Origin of the sequence: Bacillus sp. EKM202B (assembly GCF_011066025.1) — a bacterium.
Taxonomy (GTDB): Bacteria; Bacillota; Bacilli; order Bacillales; family Bacillaceae_G; genus Bacillus_A; species Bacillus_A toyonensis.
In genome coordinates, this window is sequence record NZ_JAAMNK010000001.1 from 439,130 (window position 1) to 462,462 (window position 23,333).

The following is a 23,333-nucleotide window of genomic DNA, read 5'->3' on the forward strand; positions in this document are numbered from 1 at the left end:
ACTTTTCATTGCAAAGGATATGCACTTATCCTTTATTCTAGCCGTAATATACATGAAACAAAGAAAAGGATACTCGTTCTTATAATGAACACAGTATCCTTTTCTTCAATTATCAAAATGTGATGTGTTGTTAAAGTCATATTGCTGTAAAAATTGTTGTAATGCCTCTTCTACAAGTTTAGATTTTTGAATCCCTTTTGATTCTGATATGATGTCTAATCTTGCTAATATTTCTTTATTAATAGAGAAGGTACGTTTCTTTTTTTCTGTACTTTTACTCATAATTGGTGCACTTACTTCTTCTCTCTTTCTTAATAATTCATAAATGCTTTGTAATTGCTCATAAATTAATACTTGATAATCTGTTTTCGCATATTGAAGGGCGGTCGCTTCTTGGAGTTGTAAGTGACGTGGTTCTTCTCCATCTCCTACAAAAATACGTTTCTTCCGTTCTCCATCATACTCGTATCCAATCCACCTTAATTTCTTCGATAATGTATACGGACTTATTTCAAGGCGCTTTGCTATAATAGCGATGGATTCACGCCTATTTAAACAATCTATAATTTCTCCAATCGTCACAATTTCCCCTCCTCCCATGTTGAAATGACACTAGCATGGTATGTTACAATGATTTTCTAACAGTATATGCAAAATAAATAGCCTGTGCGATTCATACGATTTCAGAAAAGGAGGTTTTCAATATGCTTTTTCGTAGCTGTACCCCACAGTTCTATAATGAAAATAAACAACTCATTCCTAATAGTATTGCTACGATGGAAAGCGTTATGATTAACAACCGAAAACAATTCCTCCTCATGCGTGGTCAAAACATAGAACAGCCTATTTTATTATGCTGTCACGGCGGACCTGGCATGGCACAAATCGGATTTATTCGCCATTTCCAAAAAGAATTAGAGAAGCACTTTATCGTTATTAATTGGGATCAACGCGGGGCAGGTAAATCCTTTTCAATGAAAGATTTCGGAGCAAATTTCACAATCGAACAATTCGTTTCCGATGCAAAAGAAGTGATTCAATATGTACTTAAAAGGTTCAACAAACAAAAACTATTTCTCGGTGGTCATTCTTGGGGAAGTATTATTGGGCTTAACATAGCACATCAATATCCAAAATATATCGAGGCTTACATCGGTATAGGGCAAATTGTACATATGAAACAAAATGAAGAATTGCTATATCAACATTTAATTCATTCTGCCAAAAAACATGATCATAAAAAAGCATTAGCTTCCCTTTTAAAATTAGGCAAACCACCATTTTTAGATACGAGACGTCTTATTATTCAAAGAAAGTGGCTTGGCACATTTGGAGGCGCAATCCAAAACGGATCTTCCTTTTCTTTCATACGAAAAGGTTTCTTTTCTCCTGAGTATACGCTATTAGATTGGTTCAAGTTTCTCGCAGGAAATTTAAAATCTGGCGTTTTATGGGAAGAAATGCTGACAATCGATTTCTTTTCGTCTATTTCAAGTTTATCTATTCCGGTATATTTTTGTTCTGGTCGCTATGATTATCAAACTCCGTATGCACTCGTTCAAGAATATTGTGATGTTATTGAAGCACCCATAAAGAAAATGATTTGGTTTCCAAATTCAGCACATTCTCCTGATCTAGAAGAACCAGAACTATTTGCTAATTCTTTACAATCCATCAAACAAGAGCTATCTTTTCATCATTAAATACAAAAGGCTCTTTTACATTTCATAGAAAACATTTTATAATAATATGTCGCAAGTATTATGTATAAATATAGCAAACTGCTTCATATTCACTTGCCTTAACAGAATAAAAATTAGGGAGATTATATCTATTATGAACGCTGTACTCGTCGCAGTAGCAGTCATGCTATTGCTTAGTTTGTTACGTGTCCAAGTCATTGTCGCCATTATTATTGGAGCTCTAACAGGCGGACTTATCGGCGGACTCGGTATTTCAGAAACAATTAACACTTTTACAACTGGTCTTGGAAACAGTGCCCCTATCGCATTAAGCTATGCAATGCTTGGCGGTTTCGCTATTTCTCTTTCTAAAACAGGACTTCCAGATGCCATGATTCAAACCGCATTAAAATGGATTGGCAACGAACAAGACACAAAAAAACAAGTTTATTCTAAAATACTGATTTTATTCATCATTTTAACAATGGCTTGTTTCTCACAAAATGTTATCCCTGTTCATATCGCTTTCATCCCAATCTTAATTCCTGCACTTTTAAAAGTATTAAACGAGCTGAAAGTAGATCGTAGACTTGTCACATGTATTATTACATTCGGGTTAATTACACCTTATATGTGGATCCCTGCAGGATTCGGAAAAATTTATCATGACGTATTGCAAACAAATGCTGCCCAAAGCGGCCTTACATTTGATGTCGCGCTTATCCCAAAAGCGATGACTATTCCAGCAATCGGAATGATTATCGGATTATGTGTAGCGGTATTCATTACGTACCGAAAACCTCGTACATATGAAACAGAACAAATTCATACCGCCGAAAGTGAAATCGTTCCCTATACAAAGCGAAGCATCACTTTCGGATTATTATCTATCACAGCTACATTAACTGTTCAATTAGCAACAGAATCAATGATTTTCGGTGCCTTAGCGGGGATTATTGTCTTATCAATTAGTGGTAGTCTCCCCCTTAAAGAAGCAGATGCAATATTAACAAGTGGAATGCGTATGATGTCCTTTATCGGATTTGTTATGATTTCTGCCGCTGGATTTGGCGCTGTTCTTCGAAAAACAGGACATGTTGAATCACTTGTGCAAACGAGTGCACATTTCATCGGAAATAACAAACCGCTTGCTGCATTTCTTATGCTCGTTATCGGACTTCTCGTTACGATGGGAATTGGTTCATCCTTTTCAACCATTCCTATCTTAACAACAATTTTTGTACCCCTTTGCATTCAGCTTGGATTTAGTCCAATGGCTACAATTGCAATTATCGGTACAGCAGGAGCGCTAGGTGATGCAGGATCTCCAGCATCTGATAGTACACTTGGACCAACATCAGGTTTAAACGCTGACGGTCAACACCATCATATATGGGATACATGTGTACCGACTTTTCTGCATTATAATATACCGTTACTTATATTTGGCTTTATTGCCGCAATTACATTGTAAAAGGTGCGTATAAAACGCACCTTTTACTTTTTCATTTTCCCTTTTAATTGTTGAAAAGCTATTTTCGCTTCTTCTTCGACGTAATTTTCAATTGCTGGTAGTGATGGACCTATCCATTCACTCTCGATACTCCCATTCGGTCCAATAATTTTTAATTTTTCTGGTATATGTATATTTAGAAATTTGGCTGCTCGAATTAACTCGGTAGCAACCTTATCACTTGAAGCTACAATTCCATCTATATACGGATGAGTTTGCAATAATGTAATAAACTGTTTATTCGTATACCTTTGTACACATGCTTCTCGATAAGAGATCCCTTCATCCCAAACAGCGTCTAAAAATCCTGATATACGCTCTTCCATTTCTTCACTTTCTTCCCCCTCACCGAAATAAGCAAGAAAGTGACATGCTTTCTCTTTTAATAAAGAAACAGCCCTCTGTCCACTTTCATAATGATTTGTAAGAGGTTGTTTTTCCTCCATCACAACAAATGGGAATTCGATTTTCCCTAGACTTTTAAAAACTGATTTTGTCAAAATAACACCTGCAACGTTATTTTGCTTCAACATATGTATGTATCTATCTTTATTCTCTATATTACAAACGATTATTTGATAGCCTTCTTTATATGCTATTTCCTCAATACAATGTAGCAAAGTGATGTTTAATGGGTTACATAAATTCTCTACAAGTAATGCAATGATTGTTGAATTCTCTTTAAATAATGGCTTTGCTGCACTGTTTGGCCTATAACGTAATTCCTCAATTGCTTCCTTTACTTGTTTTACTGTTTCGTCATGAACGTATCCTTTTTCATTAATAACTCGTGAAACGGTTGCGACTGAAACACCTGCCAATTTTGCAACATCACGTATAGTTGCCACATCGTCACCCCTTAATATGGTAATAGATTACAATTTTAAGGTAACTTAAATTACAGTATTCGTCAAGATTAATAACTTATATTTCTGAAAATTGTTACATCATTTCAATAAACGATACTCCATCTGAATTTCATGTAAAATCGGGATATTATCATATCCAATGCGCGGAATTTCTTGCTTTATTTTTCGCGCCTCTTCTACTGCATTTACATATAAATTTGTCATCATGAAATTACGTTTTTGATAAAAGCGTAACGCGTTCATATTATCATTTGTTGTAATGAGCCAAACTCCTTGGCACTGTGCTTCTTGAGCAACTTGCAATACGCAATCCACAAGCTTCGTCCCGATCCCCTTCCTTTCTTCAAAACTATCTAACGATACAATTTCACACAAATTCCCAGTCACTTCATACGTTATAATTCCGATTATTCTGTCATCTAAAAACGCAACAAATCCTGGTAGCTCTTCTAACTGATGCCCCTTACCACGCGAAACCATCAATGAGCTCCCCCAGTTTTCACACATGAACATTCGGATTTTTTCTTTCATTGTTGATGTAATTTTTTTTATATGCACCATTTCCTATTTCTCTCCTTTTCTATCCTTGTGATACAATGTAAGTGTATCACATGTAACGGTATTTGGAGGATGAGGTAAAGTATGAAACGTTTTTTTGCAGCATTGTTTACTATACTAGGTGCGATAACTGCCCTTGGGATTTTCTTTACAAATAAAGTGATGTACTTGAAGAAAAAAACAGAGGAAGAAGTTCTAGAAAGAGAATCGAAAAAACATTTTCGTATAGAAGATTTTGACGCTCTTCATAAAGAAGAAATTCATATCCCTTCGCAATTCGGATATGATCTTCATGGATATTACATTCCTGCAGGTCATTCCAACAAGTTTATGGTTTTTTGTCACGGCGTAACTGTAAACAAAATGAACTCTGTAAAATATGCAAACTTATTTTTAAGCAGAGGATTTAATGTCCTTATTTATGATCATCGTCGTCATGGTAAAACCGGAGGAAAAACAACAAGCTATGGATACTATGAAAAACATGATTTAAAATCAGTAGTTGACTGGCTAAAAAGTCGTTTTGGCACAAATATAATACTCGGTATTCATGGTGAATCTATGGGCGCTGCAACACTACTTCAATACGCAGGACTTGTAGAAGATGGTGCTGATTTCTATATTGCAGATTGTCCTTTTTCTGATTTCTATGGGCAATTACAGCACCGCTTAAAGGTTGAATTCCATTTACCCAAATGGCCTTTATTACCATTAGCAAATGCTTTTTTAAAAGTTCGTGACGGGTATACAATTCGTGAAGTTTCACCAATCGACTGTATAAAAAACATTAACAATCCCGTTCTCTTTATTCATAGTAAAGATGACGATTATATTTTAGCCGATATGACAAAAGCTCTATATGAAGCAAAAGAAAATAATAAACAACTTTATATTGCAGAACACGGTGCACACGCTTGCTCTTATAACGAAAATAAAGAGGAGTATGAAGCAGCTCTTGATCAATTTTTGAACACATACGTAAAAGAAACAAAAAACAGGCTTGCATAAGCCTGTTTTTTTCATTGCGATAAAACGTCTGTAACTTGTTCCATGTTTTCAGAAATCCATTGCACAGCTTCATCTAGCGTTGGAAATTCTGTCGTTTGAAACGTTACCTCATCTTGAAGTAACCAAACATCCTTCGCTTCTTGTCCTACACCGGCAATCGACCAGTGCAATAAACTATATGGATGATTATCATTCAAAAATGATGCCCACGTGCGCTCATTTGCAATATTTCGTAATGTAAGTAATTGTTTATCCATCTTTCGTCACCTTACTCTAGTCAGTTATAAAAAACATTATAACACTCTCTTCTCTCCCAAAGAAAGTGCTCTTTTTATCCCGCGTTAACGGGCAGTGAGACTCCCATCTCAAAATTCGGCTAAAGCAAAGAAGTTAGGCGGGAGATTAACTGCCCGTAATCGCCCGATTGGTGAAGGCTAATAATCAGTGGAATGAACCCCCTCCACTAATTAAAGTTTCACTTTATATTGTCAAGTGCTTCCCTTGATTATATGATGAAATTAAGCGTTTGGGAAGGAGGGATAGCGTTGGCAAAAGTACAAATTAAAGTAAATGATAATGGCTCTTTTCGCGTTACAGGGGACGTGGAATTAGTCGACTCACAAGGGAATGTATTCCCAGCAAAACCAGCATTTTCTTTATGCCGTTGTGGTTTATCAAAAAATATGCCTTATTGCGATGCTTCGCATAAAGGTAAATTCGAATCTGTTGTTAGAGCACCAGAGGCAAAGTAATTTCGTATGTGACATGCACATTTTTTGTGCATGTTTTTTCTTTTAATCAAAGTCTGGATATTCCTTTTCCTAACAACATTTTTAACACTTTTGTCTCCATTTCAATCTCCATGTATTTTCACACAATTCTTCACATTCAAATATTTTTTGCTAGCCTTTTTTCTTTTTTGTGCTATAATTTGACCAAACAGCATCCTTCGGGGTCGGGTGAAATTCCCAACCGGCGGTGATGAAGTGAAAACTTCTAAGTCCGTGACCCGTTTTCAACTCGAAAACGGTGGATCTAGTGAAACTCTAGGGCCGACAGTATAGTCTGGATGGGAGAAGGATATGTTTCTAGTTTTTTATATAGTGAATACACTTTTATTTCAGTATGCATATTTTTATACATTCATTTTGAATTTATATATATGTTTAGTTTTCTATACTCATTTTTTATACTGAAATAAAAAAGAGACAACTAGCGTTTAAAAAATTCGATATTTTGCTAGGTTTTTTCCTTACGCAAAAATGTCAATCATCGCTAGGTTTCTTTCCTGTACTTTCGTATTCGAACTATAATTCTAGAAATCACGTCTCCCAAACCCCAAGGATATTAAATCCTTGGGGTTTTTTGATTTTTTTAGGAGAGGTGAAGAGAATGACTGATCAAGAATATATGAGGATTGCCTTGCAATTAGCTAAGGGGACATCAGGACAAACGAGTCCGAATCCTATGGTTGGTGCCATTGTGGTAAAAGATGGAAAAATTGTCGGAATGGGCGCTCATTTACGTGCTGGTGAAGAACACGCGGAAGTTCATGCCCTTCATATGGCTGGTGAGAAAGCCATAAACGCTACCGTCTATGTAACACTTGAGCCGTGTAGCCACTTTGGAAAAACACCACCTTGCTGTGAATTACTCATCGAAAAGGGAGTTAAGCGCATTGTCATTGCTACCCTTGATTGCAACCCGCTCGTTTCTGGTAATGGAAAAAAGAAATTAGAAGAGGCAGGAATCGAAGTAACTACGGGTGTTCTTGAAACGGAAGCAGTTTTATTAAATCGCTACTTTTTTCACTACATGAAAACGAAACGCCCATTTGTCACGATAAAGACTGCGATGAGCTTAGACGGCAAAACAGCCACTGTAACTGGTGAAAGTAAGTGGATTACTGGTGCAGAAGCACGCGCTGACGTTCACCAATATCGCCATACACATGATGCAATTCTTGTTGGAGTGAATACAGTTATAGCCGACAATCCACATTTAACAACAAGAATTCCAAATGGCGGGAAACATTCTATTCGCGTTATTTTAGATACCCATTTACGAACGCCACCATCTTCTCATGTCATAACAGATACTTTAGCACCGACATGGATTATTGTAGGTAAGGATGTAAATAAAGAGAAAATAGCTTCTTATGAATCTAAAAATATAGCGATATTCCAAATGAAAACGAAGCAAATTGAAATTCAAGATGTTTTAGATCTACTCGGTGAAAAACAAATCCTGTCTCTCTTCATCGAAGGTGGACAAACTGTTCATGCAAGTTTCTTACAAACAAACAATTTCAATGAAATTGTAACCTATATAAGCCCGAAATTAATTGGCGGGAAAGGTGCTCCTACTCTTTTTGGAGGAAACGGTTTTTCAAAATTACAAGATTCGCTTTCCTTGAAAATTCAAGAGATGAAACAAATTGGCGATGATATCAAAATTGTTGCGACTGCCCGAAATGAGGTGACGAAATGTTTACAGGAATTGTAGAAGAATTAGGAACGATCACAAACATGCAACAAAGCGGAGAAGCGATGAAATTAACGATCCATGCAAATAAAATTTTATCTGATGTCCATTTAGGTGATAGTATCGCGGTTAACGGGATTTGCTTAACTGTAACGAGCTTTACAACTACTTCATTTACAGTTGATGCAATGCCTGAAACGATGAAATCAACATCACTTCGCCTGCTTAAATCACACTCTAAAGTAAATTTAGAGCGGGCCATGGCTGCAAACGGGCGCTTTGGTGGACATTTCGTTTCAGGACATATCGATGGCATCGGGACAATTTTAACTAAAAAACAACATTACAATGCCGTCTATTACAAAATAGCAATTTCCGATGAATTGCTACGCTATTGTTTGCATAAAGGATCCGTTGCTGTTGATGGAACGAGTTTAACGATATTTGATATAGACGAATCTTCCATAACAATTTCACTCATCCCACACACAGTAAGCGAATCTGTCATCGGAGAAAAGAATGCCGGAGATATCGTAAACATTGAGTGTGACATGATTGGTAAATATATCGAACGCTTTATTTCTAAACCTGTAAAACGAACGGGGTCAATGTCCGAAAGCTTTTTACAAGAAAACGGATTTCTATAAGGGGGAAACATAATGTTTCATCGTATTGAAGAAGCTCTAGAAGATTTAAAACAAGGAAAAGTCGTTATCGTATGCGACGATGAAAACCGAGAAAATGAAGGCGATTTTATCGCTTTAGCAGAGTATATTACGCCAGAAACAATTAATTTTATGATTACACATGGTCGCGGCCTCGTTTGCGTACCGATTACGGAAGGGTACGCAGAGCGCCTACAATTAGAACCAATGGTATCTCATAATACAGATTCACATCATACTGCGTTTACAGTGAGCATTGATCATGTTTCTACAACAACAGGGATTAGCGCTCACGAACGTGCAACTACGATACAAGAATTGTTAAACCCTGCATCTAAAGGTGCTGATTTCAATCGACCTGGACATATCTTTCCATTAATCGCAAAAGAAGGCGGTGTCCTTCGCCGTTCAGGTCATACAGAAGCTGCTGTCGATTTAGCAAAACTTTGCGGAGCAGAACCTGCTGGTGTCATTTGCGAGATTATTAATGAGGACGGTACGATGGCACGTGTACCTGATTTACTACAGTGCGCAAAACAATTTGATATAAAAATGATTACGATAGAAGATTTAATTGTTTATCGCCGCCATCATGAAACACTTGTGACGAGAGAAGTGGAAATTACCTTACCTACAGATTTCGGTACTTTCCAAGCAATTGGCTATTCTAACTCATTAGATACGAAAGAACATATTGCGCTCATAAAAGGTGATATTTCAACAGGTGAACCGGTGCTTGTACGTGTTCATTCTGAATGTTTAACAGGAGATGTATTCGGTTCATGTCGCTGTGATTGCGGACCACAACTCCATGCAGCACTTGCTCAAATTGAGCGTGAAGGAAAAGGTGTTCTTCTTTATATGAGACAAGAAGGACGAGGCATCGGGCTTCTTAATAAGCTTCGCGCTTATAAATTGCAGGAAGAAGGATTCGATACTGTAGAAGCAAATGAAAAACTCGGCTTCCCTGCTGACCTTCGTGATTATGGTATCGGCGCTCAAATATTAAAAGATTTAGGCTTACAAAGTTTACGATTATTAACGAATAATCCAAGAAAAATTGCTGGCTTACAAGGTTACGATTTAGAAGTAGTCGAGCGTGTACCGTTGCAAATGCCAACAAAAGAAGAGAATAAAACATATTTACAAACGAAAGTAAACAAATTAGGACATTTATTAAACTTATAATCAAAGGAGAGATTTATTATGGTATTCGAAGGTCATTTAGTTGGTACAGGATTAAAAGTTGGGGTTGTTGTTGGACGTTTTAATGAATTTATTACAAGTAAATTACTTGGCGGCGCTTTAGACGGATTAAAACGTCACGGCGTAGAAGAAAATGATATTGATGTCGCTTGGGTTCCTGGTGCATTTGAAATTCCTTTAATCGCTAAAAAGATGGCCAGTAGCGGAAAGTATGATGCTGTTATTACTTTAGGTACTGTAATCCGTGGAGCTACTACACATTACGATTACGTTTGTAATGAAGTAGCAAAAGGTGTTGCGTCTTTATCACTACAAACTGACATCCCTGTTATTTTCGGTGTATTAACGACAGAAACAATTGAACAAGCGATTGAACGTGCAGGTACGAAAGCTGGTAATAAAGGATATGAATCAGCCGTTGCTGCCATTGAAATGGCTCACTTATCAAAACAATGGGCATAAAAAAAGAGGCTGCGGCCTCTTTTTATTTTTTCGCTTTTTTTCGTACATCTTTTATTAATTCATTCATCGTTTTTCCTGCTGTCTTTATACGAAGTGCTTGCGCTGTTCTCCATACATTCTCTCTTTTTTTCGCTTCTTCTATAATAGTAATTTCTTTTCGTACTTCCTTTAAATCTTTCCCTTCCGTTTTCAATCCAAAATGTTCAGCTTTCGTTCGAAAATGTTGTTCAATTCTTTGTTGCATCTCTTTTTGTTCAGGATTTTCAGCGGCCTTAACTGGATCAGTACTTATTGCTTTTATTAAAATTAGACAGGTCATAATCGCTAATATGTATTTGTGCATGTAAAATCCTCCAACCCAATATAAAATACATATTTACTATGTACAACTAGGGCTTGGAAAATTCGTCTGCAAAAATTCTTTTTCTCACTCAAAACCCATTCGTATCAAGTGATAATAGCCTTTTATTACATTTTATTTACAAAAAAAGCAAACTCTTTTACAAGTTTGCTTTTTCCTCTATCTTATAGTGCACATTCCTCAATCTCAAATCCTAAATCTTCAATCATACCCCAGTCTGCAGTTGGCTCTTGTCCAGCTGTCGTTAAGTAATCCCCGACAAAAATAGAGTTTGCTGCAAATAAGCCGAGTGGCTGTACAGAACGTAAATTAATTTCGCGACCTCCTGAAATACGAATTTCTTTTGTTGGGTTTACGAAACGCATCATCGCCAATACTTTTAAACATTCTACAGGTGTTAACTCTTTTTGTCCTTCAAGCGGTGTGCCCTTTACAGCAACGAGGAAATTACACGGAATAGAATCTGCATCTATACGTTGTAATTCAAATGCTATTTCAGCACGTTCTTCAATTGTTTCTCCCATTCCAAAAATCGCCCCAGAGCATGGTGAAATACCAGCTTGTTTCGCTTTTTGAACCGTATCAACACGATCGTCATACGTATGAGTTGAGCAAATGCTTTCATAATTGTTTTCATGTGTATTTAAGTTGTGGTTATAACGATGAACACCAGCTTCTGCTAAGCGTCCTGCTTGATCTTCGTTTAAGAAACCTAAACAGCAACAAATCTTCAAATCTGTCGTTTCACGAATTTCCTTCACAGCCCCAATTACGTGATTTACTTCTTTATCTGTCGGGCGACGGCCAGATGCTACAATACAATATGTACCCGCTTTACGGCGAATTGCTTCATGTGCTCCTTCTACAATCTTCTCCTGCGTTAACCATGCATATTTATCAATTGGTGCTTCTGAAATAATAGACTGTGAACAATACCCACAATCTTCAGGACATAAGCCAGATTTCGTATTAATAATCATATTCAATTTTATTTTCTTACCAAAATGATGATGACGAATGATGTAGGCTGCATTCATAATTTCTAAAACTTCTGTATCATCAGCTTCTAATATTGCTATTGCATCTTCTTTCGTAATCATTTTCTCTTCTACTACGTCGTATGCAAGTTTTTTCCAATCCCTTTTTGTTTGTACTTGTTTCATTTCATCTCTTCCCCTCTTTTGTTATATACGTAAATAAAGCATGATACGTTGCCATTATCCCTTCATTTCCCGTGAAGTCTCTTTCGTATATACGAAGCATCGCACGAAAGAGTGAGGGACTTTGGCAATATGATTCTTCATTACTATTGGTCGCTCCTACTTTTCGAATAGAATGCAGAAACTCTCTAACTTCTGCAAAACTCTCTATGTAACATGTTTCAGAAACATGTACATTCCCTGTTTCTATCTTGCATATATGGCGTAACTGATCTTTCGAATAAAAACGTTGACCTATCACTATTTCATTTCGTATATTTTTTTCTTCTTTCGCCCTCCGAAACGAATTGTGAAGCTCTTGAAAAGTTTCTTGTCCAAACGTTGAAAAGAGTAGTATCCCATCTGTAGACAAATGATGAAATAGATTTCTAATCACTTGTTTTAAATCATTTAGCCATTGAAATGTAGCATTTGAAATAATGACATCATATGATTCTTCTAATCGTAATCGTTCGATATCTTCACAGTGAAACGTTACATTTTTTACATTTTGTCTAGTTTTCGCAACCGCAATCATACTTTCAGCAAAATCAATAGCTGTAATATGCGCTTTTGGAAATAAGTTTGATAATTTCTCTGTGACATAACCTGTCCCGCATCCAAGTTCTAAAATACGTATCGATGAATTTGCACTATATCGTCGATTCAATGTAGAAAGTAATGAATGTGCCATCTTTTTTTGTACATTTGCATATTGATCGTAAGATACAGCTGCCACGTTAAACCGTTTTTGCAGTAACGTTTTGTTGATCATGTCGTATCCCCTCTACAAATTGAATTACCTCATTTGCACAATATTCAAAATTCGTTATACATAATGCGTGTCCTGCCTCACTTACTACCTTGAGTGTTACATTTGTATTGTCCGCCATACTATGAGCAGCAGACAATGGACATATTACATCCTGCTCTCCATGAATAAATAGTATAGGTGCTTGAATTTCTTTCAGCTCTCCTCTCATATCTGTTTCTATTAAATAATCCAAACCTAATTGTAAAGACTGAATAGAATCCCCTTTAAAATGTTTTACAATATCTTCAAAACATTTATTCTCTTTCAACTCATCTTTCGTAAACATATTTTCATAGAACCGCTTGAGCGTATCTTCTTTCTTCCCCACCAAATTCTTTTTCAGCCGTTCTACATGCAAAGAATTCCATCCACTTGTATAGTCACTCGTATTTGTAAATTTAGCAGTACCACCAATTAATACGATACCTTTTGCCTTAATCTTTTTATAGGCTTGAATTGCCGCTAAAGCTCCTAATGACCATCCAACTAAAATTACATTTTCATCATGCGCTACATCTATTATTCGTTCCGCAAACTCGCCTATCTCTTTCACGTTACGCCAATCTATGCATTGAACAGGATATTCTTTGAAATACGGAAGTACTAAATCCCAAACATTTTCTTCCATTCCCCATCCAGGGATAAAAATAATCTTTAGCTCTTTCATACGAAAAGCTCCTCTTCTTTCGCAATGTGAATAATTTGGTCAATGGCCCATTTTAAATCAGCTATTGTATGTTGTGACGTAACAGCAAAACGGACCCGGGAACTATTAATTGGAACCGTCGGTGGACGAATTGCAATTGCTGCGATGTCTACCTCTTGTAATCTTTTACTAAACCGTAAAGCATTTTCATTTGAACCGACTACAATCGGTACAATATGAGTTGAGCTATTCCCAATATCAAAACCAGCTTCTCGTAAATGGGTTCTGAAATATGCACCATTCGCTATAAGACTCTCTCTTCTTTCGTTATCTTCTTTCACAATTTCAATTGCTTTTCGTATCGCCCCTAATATTCCTGGTGGTAAGGCTGTAGTAAAAATAAAGCTTCTCATCATATTTCGTAAATACTCTATATAAATTGCATCGCCTGTCAAATACGCACCATAGCACCCTAAAGCTTTACTAAACGTCCCCATATGTATATCAATTTTTTGAGCAATGTCTTTTTCTATATGAGATAACCCAGCTCCATCGATTCCATATATTCCACTCGCATGCGCTTCATCAACTATAATGATTGCCCCGTATTTCTCCTTAAGCTGCACTAATTCTCTCAAGTATGCAGTATCACCATCCATACTAAAAACAGTATCAGTTACGATTAATTTCCTCTTTTCAGGTGACGCTATTTTCAATAACTTCTCTAAATGATCCAAATCATTATGACGATACCTTTTATGTTCTGCGCCGCTTAATATAATTCCATCAACAATACTTGCGTGATTTAATTTATCACTAAACACAATATCGTGACGACAGGCTAAAGCAGATATAGCACCTACATTTGCTGTATATCCACTATTTACAATTAGTGCTCTTTCAGTACCTTTCCAGTTGCATACACTTCTCTCAACCTCTTCATACAATGGATAATTTCCTACAACGAGGCGAGAGGCAGTCGCACCAGTTCCATATTTTTTTGTACACGCAATAGCAGCTTCTTTTAATCTTTCATCCCCAGCTAATCCTAAATAATTATTTGATGCTAAATTTAACAACCTTTTTTTATCTCGAATAAGCCACGTCTCTTCTGCTTGCTCTGTTACATGCAAATTACGATACTGTCCTTGCTCATGTAATTGTTGTAATTTAGATTGAAGATGTGTGCGCCACGTTTGATTCATTTTGAATGAACTCCTCTAATTTTGAAATCATAATATGTTCTTTTGCTGATTCCAATAATTTTTCCCTAGTAAATTCACCTTCAAGAAATGGTAATAAACCTAAAACTGGTACTCCACTTAACTCCTCAATCATTTCTTTATTTTCTTGCACTCTTTCTTTGTCACATTCTTTACAACTAGACAAAATTACACCTGCTACTGTTAAACCGTGTGCCTGTGCATAAGAAATTGTTAAGACAGTATGATTTACTGTCCCTAGCGTAGGGCGAGCTACTATAATAAGAGGCAACTGTAATTGTTTTGCGAAATCAATTACTAAACTATCTTCAGTATATGGGACTGCAAGCCCGCCTGCCCCTTCGACAAATACGCTATTAAACTCTTTTAATAGTTCTTCATAGTGCCTCATAATGTCTTTTAACTTTACGACTCTTCCAGCTCTTTTCATCGCAAGTCTCGGAGCAAGCGGTTCTTCAATGGAATAAGGACAAATTTCATCTTCTTTTGTCGGTACACCCGATAATGCTTTTAATCTTGCTGCATCTCCCTCAGGGTTTGATGCAACATGTCCACTTTGCAACGGTTTATATACCCCTACGTTATATCCCAACTCTCTATATACACCTGCTAACGCACCTGCAACCACAGTTTTTCCAACTTCAGTATCTGTTGCTGTTATGAAAAAACCGCTCATTCTTCTCCCTCCGTAACATCTGAGATTGCTTTATATAAAATGCGTAACATATCATCAATCTCATCAATTGTAGAAGCAAGAGGAGGCATAAATACAATCGTGTTACCGAGCGGTCGTAAAATCATGCCAAGATCTCTTGAGCGTTTACATACTTGCACACCGACTCTTTCTGTCCATTCAAACGATTCTTTCGTTTCCTTATTCTTCACTAGTTCAATACCAACCATTAACCCACACTGACGAATATCACCTACATGTTTATATGCAAAGAGCGCTTCTAATTGCTTTGCTACATATTCTGTTTTACGTGCAACATCTTCTATTAAATTTGTTTTTTCATATAATTCTAGATTCGCAATTGCTACTGCACACCCTAACGGATTACCTGTGTAACTATGACCATGGAAAAATGATTTTTGTTCCTCATATTCTCCTAAGAAGGCATTATATATTTCGTCTGTCGTTACCGTAACTGCAACCGGTAAATAACCACCTGTTAAACCTTTCCCAGCGGTTAAAATGTCTGGCGTCACATTTGCATGTTCACATGCAAACATTTTTCCAGTGCGCCCAAATCCCGTTGCTACTTCATCCGTAATAAATAAAACATTATATGTTGTACATAAATCCCTTAGCCCTTTTAAATATCCTTTCGGCATTGTAATCATACCGCCAGCACCTTGCATTAAAGGTTCTACAATAATAGCTGCAATTTCTTCATGTTTTTCTTTCAGCATTTCTTCCATTTCTTCTAAATGTTTTTTTACAATTTGTTCCTTATTATCTCCATAAGGAGAACGATATGTATATGGATACGGCATTTTAATTGCTTCAAATAAGAGTGAACTATACACTTGGTGAAACAAGTCTATTGCTCCTACTGAAACAGCACCAATCGTATCACCGTGATATGCTTCTTTTAATGTAACAAATCTTTGTTTTCTCGGTTTCCCTTTATGTTGCCAATATTGGAAAGCCATCTTAATTGCAATTTCAACAGCTGTAGAACCAGAGTCTGAATAGAACACCTTCTTCAATCCTTCTGGTACAACCTCAATAATTTTTTCTGCTAATAAAATTGATGGAACGTTAGCAAGTCCTAACATAGTAGAATGAGCAATTTTATTTAATTGCTCACGAATTGCTTCATCTAATTCTGGCACTTGATGTCCGTGAACATTTAGCCAAATAGATGAAACCCCATCCCAATATTCATTTCCATTTACATCGTATAGCTTTCTTCCCTCTCCACGTTCAATAATGACAGGATCTTCTTCTAAATAATCTTTCATTTGTGTAAATGGGTGCCATACGTAAGCTTTATTTTTCTCTGATAATTCTTCATATGTATAAGATGATTTTTCAGTCGTATTACTATTTACAGTCACAATTGTCACCCCTAATGTTAACTAGTTTATAGATATAGTTAACATTAAATCCAAAAGACTGTCAATTATTTTTAAATTAAAAAGTTCTTAAAAAGAACAACTTATCATACGATAAGTTGTTCTACTTTCCATGCTGTATCTTTCCGATTTCTAAAATAATCTCTTCATCTTTTTTTCCTTCTGTATCAATTCCCAGTTGTTTTGCGTGCTCAATTAATAAATCATGACGCTTCTCAAATCTAGCTGTGTTTACTTCTTTCGTAATTTCCTCTTTTGTTTTCTCATCAGTAGAAACTCCTAGTTTCGCAGCTGCTTTTTCCATCGACTTCTTCTCTTCCGTTTCTTTCACTTTCTTCACTTCTGATTGCTGGATTTGCTTTTGCTTCACCTGCTCTGATTCAGCTGCAAAAGCTGTGTAAATTCCAGCACTTCCGCCAATGACTAGTAAGGTGGTAAAAAGAATTAGTTTTTTCTTCACTCTTTTCTCCCCTTTCGAATTCATTATAACGCACATTTTTCAATGTTAAAACCTATCTCCTTTATTTCCCTAAAAAAATATTACACATTTTTATTGACATGTATGATGAATATATGATAAAAATTTAATTAACATCATATGAATCGGCGTTGATAGGATTTAGTAGTATTTCGATTTCTGATTTCAGAGAGCTGGTGGTCGGTGCGAACCAGTACAGAGCGAATTATGAATTACCCCCTGGAGCTTCTTTTACGAAACGTAAGGAGTAGTGAAAGACGGTTATAGACCGTTATGTCTAAAGAGTGGTGAAACGACACTGTTTCACAATTTAGGGTGGTACCGCGAATTTTTCGTCCCTGCATATATTGCAGGGGCGTTTTTTATTTTATTAACGCATATCATACGACCCTTTATTTTGTGATACATTCATTTTACAAGCTAGGGTGGTACCGCGATTTCTTCGTCCCTGCATAATTATATGCAGGGACGTTTTTTTATCCAATCATTTCCGTATCATATAGAAGTATTAACAAATTACCGGTAATTTGTCAAAAAATTCTAAAATTTAAAAGGAAATATACAATATTGGCGAATTTTATATAAAAAAGACTATTCTCGATTAATTAGGAGGGGAAAACAATGGTTTCAAAAATTGAATCTGTTCTTTTAACAATTTTTATCTTTTTCTGTATTGGTTTTAGTGTTATTCAATTAGAAGTTTCACCGCATATCCCGATTTTATTCGGTATCGTTATTTTATTAGCGTTTGGGTTTATGAAAAAAATCTCTTGGTCTACTATGGAAAAAGGGATGATCAGTAGTATTTCAGCGGGGATTCCATCTATTTTTATTTTCTTACTTGTAGGCGTATTAATTAGTGTATGGATCGCAGCTGGAACAATTCCAACTTTAATGGTATACGGCTTCCAACTTGTATCTCCGAAAATTTTCGTTCCAACTGTTTTTGTTGTTTGTGCGATTGTTGGAACGAGTATCGGTAGTGCATTTACAACTGCTGCAACTGTAGGACTTGCCTTTATGGGCATGGGTAGTGCTCTTGGATACGATCCAGCGCTTATCGCTGGTGCAATTATTTCTGGTGCATTCTTTGGGGATAAAATGTCTCCTTTATCTGATACAACAAACTTAGCTCCTGCTGTAACCGGTGTAGATTTATTTGAACATATTCGTAATATGCTTTGGACGACAGTTCCAGCTTTCATTATTGCTTTTATTGCATATTTCATTTTAGGCAGTGGATCTGGAGGCAATGTTGATTTCACATCCTTTATTAGCACGTTAGAAAAAAATGCAACAATTTCTATCGTTACACTTATTCCAATTTTATTACTGTTCCTATTCGCATTCAAAAAGGTTCCAGCAGTTCCAACATTACTTGCTGGAATCGTAGTAGGAATCATTATTCTCTTTATTTTCAAACCTAGTACATCTCTAACTGATTTAATGAAAATTATGCAGGACGGTTACGTTTCTAAAACTGGTATAAAAGATATTGATAGCTTATTATCTCGCGGCGGTTTACAAAGTATGATGATGTCCGTTGCCCTTATTTTCCTAGCTCTTTGCATGGGAGGATTACTACAAGGGATGGGTATTATCGCGCAGCTGATGAATATCATCTCTAGCTTTGTTAAAAATAGTACACGCTTAATTATTTCTACTGCTTCAACTGCAATTGGTGTAAACTTCTTACTCGGCGAACAATACTTGTCAATCGTTTTAACAGGACAAGCATTCGCTAACAAATACGATGAAGTCGGTTTAGAACGTCGTAATTTATCACGAGTACTAGAAGATGCTGGTACAGTAATTAATCCACTCGTACCATGGGGTGTAAGTGGCGTATTCTTAACAAACGTCCTTAGCGTTCCAACATTCGATTACCTGCCATACGCAATCTTCTGTTTAGCTTGTCCAGTTGTAACCATTATCGTCGGCTTTACTGGATTCGGTCTTTCATGGAAAAAAGAAAAAGCAGTACCAGTTTCATAATATACAAGTAAAAAAAGGATTACCGATTGCGGTAATCCTTTTTTATACAACACTTTACTATCTATTTGCTTTCTTTCTTCTAAATAACATAAGTAATCCCGCTCCAACAAATGCAAGACCCGCTCCAATTGTAGAAGCAACACTTGCACCTGTTTTCGGTAAATCACGTTCATCTTTGTCAGCTTCTTTATTTTCACTTACAGTTGTCGTTGTTTCTTTTGTATTTTGATCATCTGTTGTAGTTTGTCCAGATCCTGCATTGTTTCCACTATTACCTTCATTTGTTGGTGGTGTCGTTGGATTCCCTCCATTATTACCTTCACCTGTTGGTGGTGTCGTTGGATTCCCTCCATTATTGCCTTCACCTGTTGGTGGTGTCGTTGGATTTCCTCCATTATTACCTTCACCTGTTGGTGGTGTTGTTGGTTTTTCTCCACCATCGTTCTTCTTCGTTATATCAATTGCATATTTAGCAAATTCATTTTCAGATGGTCCAACATATGATATTTTCCCATCTTTCTTTATATACTTTTGTGCATTTGGTGAAGAATCAAATGTTGTATTTAATTTATCTGCAACAATCGGCTTAAATGTCCAGTTTTGATCGGCTGCTGGATTAATAACTGGTGTTTCTTGCATATACTTCACAATGATTTGACGTGTTTCATCTTGTGATTGGTATACAACTTCCCCTTTACTTACACCTGGGAACGTTTGGCTACTTCCACGATAGTTATTTGTAGCGACGATAAATTCTTGATTGTCAGCTACTGGCTTACCTTCATACGTCATATTTATAATACGATTCGTATTTGCATTTACAACTTTTCCATCTTTATCGTATTTCGCTGGTTGCGTCACATCAATTTCGTATTTTAAACCATCTAAAATATCAAAGTTATATGTAGGATAGCCTATATTTACTAACGGCTGTTCTTTCGTTTCCTTTGGATCAATTTTATTAAACTGACCTGCAGACATTTCAAGCCATTCTTTCACTTGCGCTCCATTTACTTTTACAGCATATAAAGTATTTGGATATACATATAAATCTGCAACGTTTTTAATTGCTAACGTTCCAGCTGGAATATCCGTATAATATGTAGCACCGTTTCGGCCACCTGCTTTAAATGGTGCCCCTGCAGATAAAACTGGTATTCCTTTATATTTACTATATTGTCCATTTTCAGCAAACAACTTTTCGACATACCATTTTTGGGCATTTGTCACAAGTTGCACAGAAGGATCATCTTGTACTAATGAGAAATAACTATTAATTGGCGCTGTCGTTTTTCCTACAGCTGTATTCACATAATCAATTGTCGCTTGATGATCATCTTTAATTTCATTAACTAAATTTTGGTCAGATTGTACTAATGGGTTTCCTTTACTATCAGCAATCGGACGAAGTTGTGGCTTCGATTGCTCTTTTTGTACTTCCCATTTTCCGTTTACCTTTTTCAATTGCATATCAATAATACCTAAGTTACTTCCAAACACACCAGGCATTACAACTGGAACACCATTAAATACATCCTTCACTTCAGTATGTGAATGTCCCATTAATACTGCATCTACACCAGTAACTTCTGTTAAATAATACGATGCGTTTTCCATGCCAACGTTGTATCCACTCTTATCAACACCAGAATGCGCTAGTGCAACGATAACATCTGCACCTTCCGCTTTCATTTTCGGCACCATTTTCTTCGCTGTTTCAACTATATCTTTCGCTTTAACTTTTCCTTCTAAATTTGCTTTATCCCAGTTCATAACTTGAGGTGGAACAAATCCCATTACCCCAATTTTCACCTTCTGTTTTTGACCTGATTCATCTTCTACTTCTTTTTCAAAAATATGATATGGTTTAAAGTAATTTTGGTCGTTCTCTTCATTATTATCTTTATCATCTTTATAGACGTTCGAGTTAATAACCGGGAACTTTGTTTTACTAATCACTTTGTTTAAATAATCTAAACCATAGTTAAATTCATGATTCCCAAGAGAGATGACGTCATACTTCATTAAATTCATTACACGATATAATGGATGTGTATAACTAGGATCCACAGGATTTTTCGGATCGTTTATTTTATTCGCTACATAATCTCCAAGCGGTGTCCCTTGTAATGCATCCCCATCATCAAATAGGACAGAGTTCTTCGCTTCTTCACGTGCTTTATTAACAAGTGTTGCCGTTTGCACGAGACCTACTTTATTATCTGTTTTCGTTTGATAATAATCGTAATTCATTAAGTTAACGTGAATATCTGATGTTTCTAGAATTCGTAAGTTAACTGTACTCTCCCCAGTATTCTCATCCGCATGAGCTGTTGTTGGCAGTACTTGCGGCGCTATTACACCTATAGCAAGAGTTGCTCCAGCTAGCATTTTTTTTGACTTTTTCACAAAAAATCCCCCTTATACAATTACCAGAAATAATGAAATGAATCCCTATCGGTCCATAATCACATACCTTTTTTCTTCTATTAGAGACACGATTTTCATTTCATCCTGCGCTAACGAGTAGTCCCCTTAAACGCTCGATTGATGAAGACTAACAATTAACGGGAGATAAAGCTCCCACTAAGTAGCATTTCACCTTATCTGACATTATCATATATAAAACTCTTTCGTATCGTCAATATTTTTTGACAAACTTCAACAAATTTTCTGTAAAGTTATTGTAAACTTTTCATAAACATATAATATGCCCTTACATTGCTAATACTGCTGAATATGATACAATTACCAATTACAAGGAGGATGAATTTATGAAAAAAGTCATCTTAATAGTTGTTTGTCTCCTCCTTCTAATCATTTCTTATTCTAATTTTGAAAAGAACGATGAGACAAAACAAAACGAACCTGAAGACAAAACAGAGAAAACATCTGCTCCAAGTTGGATTGATAAGCAAACAAACGACTCCTTTTATCACCTCGTATTAGGTGATTCACTCGCTAAAGGATATGGATCGACACAAGGTGGATTTGCTGAATTAGCTTCCAGACAAATAGAAGCACAAATTCATAAACCAATTACAGTAGAAAATCTTGGGATAAACGGCCTTACTACAGATCGTCTCGCTAAAAAAGTTCAATCAGAAGATGTAAAGCAAAAAATTAGAGCTGCAAATATAATTACGATTAATATTGGAGGAAATAATTTATTTCGCTTAAATCGTGATGTCGGTGTTATAGATGGTATTAAAATGTTAAATAAAGAAAAAGCTCATTTTGAAGCGGATATAAAAACTATTGTAAAGACAGTTCGAGATCAAAATCCGAACGCTTTACTCATTCTCTCAGAACTCTATAACCCGTTACAACTCGATGACTCCATCGCAAGTTATGCAGACATGTTTTTAGACGGATGGAATGAATCCGTTTATTCCATTTCAAAAGCAAATCAACCGTCTATCGTTTTACCAATTCGTAAATTAATATCGAATGATAAAAAAGATTTACTATTTGACCAAGTGCACCCAAATGATAACGGCTATGCGATTATTGCTAATACATTTACAAAGCAAGTGTTATCCTACAAATATTAAAGCTGCTGTGAAACAATTCTATTTTTATACCATGTCTTTTTTGTTACAATGAAAGTGGAAGGGGGCCTTTATATGGAATCACGCGAGTGGGAACGTATTGTTGATCATCTTCTTTCGCTAGTGCCTCTTTTTTATCGCAAATTTATGCTTCCTGGAGAATTTTCTTCTCAAAGACATATGCCGCCATCACATACACAAGTATTACTACTTTTGCATGAAAATGGCACATTAGCAGTTTCCGAAATCGGCAAGCGGCTAGCGATTTCAAGGCCTAACATGACACCTCTATTAAACAAACTTATTCAAGAGGAACTAATAGAGCGTCATTATAGCGAAAAAGATCGACGGGTCATTTTAATTTCTCTAACAGCTGAAGGGAAATTATTAGTAAATCAGTATCAGCAATTCATTTTAGACAAACTAAAAGAAAATTTCCAAACATTATCTGAGGAAGAGCGCGAAAAGCTCATTCAATCTCTTCAAACCATTCAAAATTTAATTTTGAAAACAAACGCATAAAGCTGCTTCTAAATA

Annotated in this window: 24 protein-coding genes, 1 riboswitch and 1 other annotated feature; of the genes, 11 read left to right on the plus strand and 13 right to left on the minus strand. The window is 36.2% G+C overall.

Going from position 1 to position 23,333, the window contains the following annotated elements:
- Positions 1 to 105: 105 nt before the first annotated feature.
- On the minus strand, positions 106 to 582 hold the full coding sequence (locus G9F74_RS02300) for a ribbon-helix-helix domain-containing protein (RefSeq protein ID WP_000151924.1): 477 nt from the start codon (positions 580 to 582) through the stop codon (positions 106 to 108).
- Positions 583 to 704: 122 nt separating this feature from the next.
- Between G9F74_RS02300 and G9F74_RS02305 the strand changes: the two genes are divergently transcribed.
- A complete protein-coding gene (locus G9F74_RS02305; protein WP_016109065.1) occupies positions 705 to 1,703 on the plus strand; it encodes an alpha/beta fold hydrolase in 999 nt (332 codons plus the stop codon).
- 133 nt (positions 1,704 to 1,836) lie between these two features.
- Entirely contained in the window at positions 1,837 to 3,156 is a 1,320-nt protein-coding gene (locus G9F74_RS02310; protein ID WP_000994821.1) for a Na+/H+ antiporter family protein, read from the plus strand.
- A 23-nt stretch (positions 3,157 to 3,179) separates the two neighbouring features.
- On the opposite strand, the gene G9F74_RS02315 is transcribed toward G9F74_RS02310, so the two are convergent.
- Both G9F74_RS02315 and G9F74_RS02320 read right to left on the minus strand, forming a co-directional pair.
- Entirely contained in the window at positions 3,180 to 4,043 is an 864-nt protein-coding gene (locus tag G9F74_RS02315; RefSeq protein ID WP_000201332.1) for a LacI family DNA-binding transcriptional regulator, read from the minus strand.
- A 99-nt stretch (positions 4,044 to 4,142) separates the two neighbouring features.
- A complete protein-coding gene (locus tag G9F74_RS02320; protein WP_000233394.1) occupies positions 4,143 to 4,625 on the minus strand; it encodes a GNAT family N-acetyltransferase in 483 nt (160 codons plus the stop codon).
- 81 nt (positions 4,626 to 4,706) lie between these two features.
- On the opposite strand from G9F74_RS02320, the gene G9F74_RS02325 reads away from it, so the two are divergent.
- Complete coding sequence (locus G9F74_RS02325) at positions 4,707 to 5,630, plus strand: alpha/beta hydrolase (protein ID WP_000819220.1); 924 nt, start codon at positions 4,707 to 4,709, stop codon at positions 5,628 to 5,630.
- An 11-nt stretch (positions 5,631 to 5,641) separates the two neighbouring features.
- Here the strand turns inward: G9F74_RS02325 and G9F74_RS02330 are convergent, their stop codons facing one another.
- Entirely contained in the window at positions 5,642 to 5,887 is a 246-nt protein-coding gene (locus G9F74_RS02330; protein ID WP_000360799.1) for a DUF2552 family protein, read from the minus strand.
- Between the two features lie 252 nt (positions 5,888 to 6,139).
- Between G9F74_RS02330 and G9F74_RS02335 the strand changes: the two genes are divergently transcribed.
- From G9F74_RS02335 to ribH, 5 genes are all read left to right on the plus strand, one after another.
- Positions 6,140 to 6,382: a CDGSH iron-sulfur domain-containing protein gene (locus G9F74_RS02335; RefSeq protein WP_002039507.1), complete on the plus strand. Its 243-nt coding sequence runs from the start codon at positions 6,140 to 6,142 to the stop codon at positions 6,380 to 6,382.
- A 189-nt stretch (positions 6,383 to 6,571) separates the two neighbouring features.
- A riboswitch (FMN riboswitch) is annotated at positions 6,572 to 6,715 on the plus strand.
- A 307-nt stretch (positions 6,716 to 7,022) separates the two neighbouring features.
- The gene (gene ribD, locus G9F74_RS02340; RefSeq protein ID WP_016109066.1) at positions 7,023 to 8,135 is read left to right on the plus strand and encodes a bifunctional diaminohydroxyphosphoribosylaminopyrimidine deaminase/5-amino-6-(5-phosphoribosylamino)uracil reductase RibD; all 1,113 of its coding nucleotides are present in this window, start codon (positions 7,023 to 7,025) and stop codon (positions 8,133 to 8,135) included.
- Complete coding sequence (gene ribE / locus G9F74_RS02345; RefSeq protein ID WP_000493931.1) at positions 8,117 to 8,761, plus strand: riboflavin synthase subunit alpha; 645 nt, start codon at positions 8,117 to 8,119, stop codon at positions 8,759 to 8,761. Before ribD ends, ribE begins: the two co-directional genes overlap by 19 nt.
- A 12-nt stretch (positions 8,762 to 8,773) precedes the next feature.
- Entirely contained in the window at positions 8,774 to 9,967 is a 1,194-nt protein-coding gene (gene ribBA, locus G9F74_RS02350; RefSeq protein ID WP_000469004.1) for a bifunctional 3,4-dihydroxy-2-butanone 4-phosphate synthase/GTP cyclohydrolase II, read from the plus strand.
- A gap of 18 nt (positions 9,968 to 9,985) precedes the next feature.
- Positions 9,986 to 10,447 carry a 6,7-dimethyl-8-ribityllumazine synthase gene (ribH, locus tag G9F74_RS02355; protein ID WP_000230897.1) on the plus strand — a complete coding sequence of 154 codons (462 nt, stop codon included), beginning with the start codon at positions 9,986 to 9,988 and terminating at the stop codon, positions 10,445 to 10,447.
- 22 nt (positions 10,448 to 10,469) lie between these two features.
- Here the strand turns inward: ribH and G9F74_RS02360 are convergent, their stop codons facing one another.
- The 8 genes from G9F74_RS02360 to G9F74_RS02395 all read right to left on the minus strand — a co-directional run bounded on the left by G9F74_RS02360 (position 10,470) and on the right by G9F74_RS02395 (position 17,232).
- Complete coding sequence (locus tag G9F74_RS02360) at positions 10,470 to 10,790, minus strand: hypothetical protein (RefSeq protein ID WP_016109067.1); 321 nt, start codon at positions 10,788 to 10,790, stop codon at positions 10,470 to 10,472.
- A gap of 182 nt (positions 10,791 to 10,972) precedes the next feature.
- Positions 10,973 to 11,971: a biotin synthase gene (gene bioB / locus G9F74_RS02365; protein ID WP_000815851.1), complete on the minus strand. Its 999-nt coding sequence runs from the start codon at positions 11,969 to 11,971 to the stop codon at positions 10,973 to 10,975.
- Position 11,972: 1 nt separating this feature from the next.
- Complete coding sequence (gene bioC, locus G9F74_RS02370) at positions 11,973 to 12,782, minus strand: malonyl-ACP O-methyltransferase BioC (protein WP_016109068.1); 810 nt, start codon at positions 12,780 to 12,782, stop codon at positions 11,973 to 11,975.
- The gene (locus G9F74_RS02375) at positions 12,748 to 13,488 is read right to left on the minus strand and encodes an alpha/beta fold hydrolase (RefSeq protein WP_000661287.1); all 741 of its coding nucleotides are present in this window, start codon (positions 13,486 to 13,488) and stop codon (positions 12,748 to 12,750) included. Before G9F74_RS02375 ends, bioC begins: the two co-directional genes overlap by 35 nt.
- Positions 13,485 to 14,672 carry an 8-amino-7-oxononanoate synthase gene (gene bioF / locus G9F74_RS02380; RefSeq protein ID WP_001077303.1) on the minus strand — a complete coding sequence of 396 codons (1,188 nt, stop codon included), beginning with the start codon at positions 14,670 to 14,672 and terminating at the stop codon, positions 13,485 to 13,487. Before bioF ends, G9F74_RS02375 begins: the two co-directional genes overlap by 4 nt.
- On the minus strand, positions 14,638 to 15,366 hold the full coding sequence (gene bioD / locus G9F74_RS02385) for a dethiobiotin synthase (RefSeq protein WP_000012507.1): 729 nt from the start codon (positions 15,364 to 15,366) through the stop codon (positions 14,638 to 14,640). The genes bioF and bioD overlap by 35 nt, the downstream gene beginning before the upstream one ends.
- Entirely contained in the window at positions 15,363 to 16,754 is a 1,392-nt protein-coding gene (gene bioA / locus G9F74_RS02390; RefSeq protein ID WP_016109069.1) for an adenosylmethionine--8-amino-7-oxononanoate transaminase, read from the minus strand. The genes bioD and bioA overlap by 4 nt, the downstream gene beginning before the upstream one ends.
- A 121-nt stretch (positions 16,755 to 16,875) precedes the next feature.
- The gene (locus G9F74_RS02395) at positions 16,876 to 17,232 is read right to left on the minus strand and encodes a hypothetical protein (RefSeq protein WP_000727842.1); all 357 of its coding nucleotides are present in this window, start codon (positions 17,230 to 17,232) and stop codon (positions 16,876 to 16,878) included.
- Positions 17,233 to 17,372: 140 nt separating this feature from the next.
- Positions 17,373 to 17,593, plus strand: a binding site (T-box leader).
- Between the two features lie 278 nt (positions 17,594 to 17,871).
- Between G9F74_RS02395 and nhaC the strand changes: the two genes are divergently transcribed.
- Positions 17,872 to 19,245 carry a Na+/H+ antiporter NhaC gene (gene nhaC / locus G9F74_RS02400; protein ID WP_000253727.1) on the plus strand — a complete coding sequence of 458 codons (1,374 nt, stop codon included), beginning with the start codon at positions 17,872 to 17,874 and terminating at the stop codon, positions 19,243 to 19,245.
- 57 nt (positions 19,246 to 19,302) lie between these two features.
- Here nhaC and cpdB read toward each other — a convergent pair whose 3' ends face one another.
- Positions 19,303 to 21,654, minus strand: a complete 2,352-nt coding sequence (gene cpdB / locus G9F74_RS02405; protein WP_016109070.1) for a bifunctional 2',3'-cyclic-nucleotide 2'-phosphodiesterase/3'-nucleotidase — start codon at positions 21,652 to 21,654, stop codon at positions 19,303 to 19,305.
- A gap of 365 nt (positions 21,655 to 22,019) precedes the next feature.
- On the opposite strand from cpdB, the gene G9F74_RS02410 reads away from it, so the two are divergent.
- Complete coding sequence (locus tag G9F74_RS02410; protein ID WP_000755809.1) at positions 22,020 to 22,799, plus strand: GDSL-type esterase/lipase family protein; 780 nt, start codon at positions 22,020 to 22,022, stop codon at positions 22,797 to 22,799.
- A gap of 72 nt (positions 22,800 to 22,871) precedes the next feature.
- Positions 22,872 to 23,318 (plus strand): MarR family winged helix-turn-helix transcriptional regulator, encoded by a 447-nt coding sequence (locus G9F74_RS02415; protein WP_000445820.1) that lies wholly within the window; start codon positions 22,872 to 22,874, stop codon positions 23,316 to 23,318.
- The last annotated feature ends 15 nt before the right edge of the window (positions 23,319 to 23,333 follow it).

What these genes read in the sequence shown, in the direction of transcription:
- G9F74_RS02330 (WP_000360799.1), bottom strand. Translation starts at nt 5,887, where the DNA reads ATGGATAAACAATTACTTACATTACGAAATATTGCAAATGAGCGCACG.
- G9F74_RS02410 (WP_000755809.1), top strand. Translation starts at nt 22,020, where the DNA reads ATGAAAAAAGTCATCTTAATAGTTGTTTGTCTCCTCCTTCTAATCATT.
- ribD (WP_016109066.1), top strand. Translation starts at nt 7,023, where the DNA reads ATGACTGATCAAGAATATATGAGGATTGCCTTGCAATTAGCTAAGGGG.
- bioC (WP_016109068.1), bottom strand. Translation starts at nt 12,782, where the DNA reads ATGATCAACAAAACGTTACTGCAAAAACGGTTTAACGTGGCAGCTGTA.
- G9F74_RS02415 (WP_000445820.1), top strand. Translation starts at nt 22,872, where the DNA reads ATGGAATCACGCGAGTGGGAACGTATTGTTGATCATCTTCTTTCGCTA.
- ribE (WP_000493931.1), top strand. Translation starts at nt 8,117, where the DNA reads ATGTTTACAGGAATTGTAGAAGAATTAGGAACGATCACAAACATGCAA.
- G9F74_RS02305 (WP_016109065.1), top strand. Translation starts at nt 705, where the DNA reads ATGCTTTTTCGTAGCTGTACCCCACAGTTCTATAATGAAAATAAACAA.
- G9F74_RS02310 (WP_000994821.1), top strand. Translation starts at nt 1,837, where the DNA reads ATGAACGCTGTACTCGTCGCAGTAGCAGTCATGCTATTGCTTAGTTTG.
- bioB (WP_000815851.1), bottom strand. Translation starts at nt 11,971, where the DNA reads ATGAAACAAGTACAAACAAAAAGGGATTGGAAAAAACTTGCATACGAC.
- bioF (WP_001077303.1), bottom strand. Translation starts at nt 14,672, where the DNA reads ATGAATCAAACGTGGCGCACACATCTTCAATCTAAATTACAACAATTA.
- nhaC (WP_000253727.1), top strand. Translation starts at nt 17,872, where the DNA reads ATGGTTTCAAAAATTGAATCTGTTCTTTTAACAATTTTTATCTTTTTC.
- bioD (WP_000012507.1), bottom strand. Translation starts at nt 15,366, where the DNA reads ATGAGCGGTTTTTTCATAACAGCAACAGATACTGAAGTTGGAAAAACT.
- G9F74_RS02360 (WP_016109067.1), bottom strand. Translation starts at nt 10,790, where the DNA reads ATGCACAAATACATATTAGCGATTATGACCTGTCTAATTTTAATAAAA.
- G9F74_RS02320 (WP_000233394.1), bottom strand. Translation starts at nt 4,625, where the DNA reads ATGGTGCATATAAAAAAAATTACATCAACAATGAAAGAAAAAATCCGA.
- G9F74_RS02335 (WP_002039507.1), top strand. Translation starts at nt 6,140, where the DNA reads ATGATGAAATTAAGCGTTTGGGAAGGAGGGATAGCGTTGGCAAAAGTA.
- ribH (WP_000230897.1), top strand. Translation starts at nt 9,986, where the DNA reads ATGGTATTCGAAGGTCATTTAGTTGGTACAGGATTAAAAGTTGGGGTT.
- ribBA (WP_000469004.1), top strand. Translation starts at nt 8,774, where the DNA reads ATGTTTCATCGTATTGAAGAAGCTCTAGAAGATTTAAAACAAGGAAAA.
- G9F74_RS02375 (WP_000661287.1), bottom strand. Translation starts at nt 13,488, where the DNA reads ATGAAAGAGCTAAAGATTATTTTTATCCCTGGATGGGGAATGGAAGAA.
- G9F74_RS02325 (WP_000819220.1), top strand. Translation starts at nt 4,707, where the DNA reads ATGAAACGTTTTTTTGCAGCATTGTTTACTATACTAGGTGCGATAACT.